The organism is Bacillus sp. LR--39 (assembly GCF_053613335.1).
In genome coordinates, this window is sequence record NZ_JBSIOT010001125.1 from 1 (window position 1) to 623 (window position 623).

General features: G+C 41.7%; 2 protein-coding genes. Both read left to right on the forward strand.

Annotation, left to right across the window (positions count from 1 at the left end):
• Window positions 1-116: 116 nt before the first annotated feature.
• Window positions 117-260: a YuiA family protein gene (locus ACWHAR_RS28860; protein ID WP_003243733.1), complete on the forward strand. Its 144-nt coding sequence runs from the start codon at window positions 117-119 to the stop codon at window positions 258-260.
• A gap of 53 nt (window positions 261-313) precedes the next feature.
• Window positions 314-623: YuiB family protein (locus ACWHAR_RS28865; protein ID WP_452088673.1), on the forward strand; the 310-nt coding region annotated here is incomplete at its 3' end.

The window sequence follows — 623 nt, forward strand, 5'->3', positions numbered from 1 at the left end:
GAGGAAAATAAGTATGTTTCCGCTTACATCAAAAGATTTGTCACATGATCTGACTTTATTGTTGACAGCTTGATATGGTATATTATCAGAAAATTAAGAAAAAGGGTGATGATTAGATGAAAACTGCAACGACAACCGCTTCACATGCATGCCCATTTTGTTCAGGGAAAGGATATTTTCAATTGATTCTCGGCGGTTCAGAGACTTGTCCGTCTTGCCAGGGGACAGGAAAAGACAGTCATTCTTTTTCCAGCCGTTGACTTTATTTCAGCCCCCGCGTTACACTAAAAACAACGCAGGGGGGTGGAATAGGTTGATTAGTCTGCCAGTCGTAATCATCTCAATTGTTTTGTTTTTTGTCTTGTTTTTTGGAATCGGTTTCTTATTAAACATGCTGCTGAGAATGTCTTGGATTATGGCTGTGATTTATCCGATTGTATGCCTTTTCATTATCAGCAAAGAAAAGCTGATCAGCTATGTCCAGTCGCCGGGAGAATCCTTTGCCAGCCTGTTTCATCGTATCTTATCATTAGCGGCTGCTGATGTGCTGATTTTAGTCAGCGGTTTGGCCGGCGCCATCGTGTCCGGTATAGCGATCAACATGCTCAGAAAAAGAGGATATC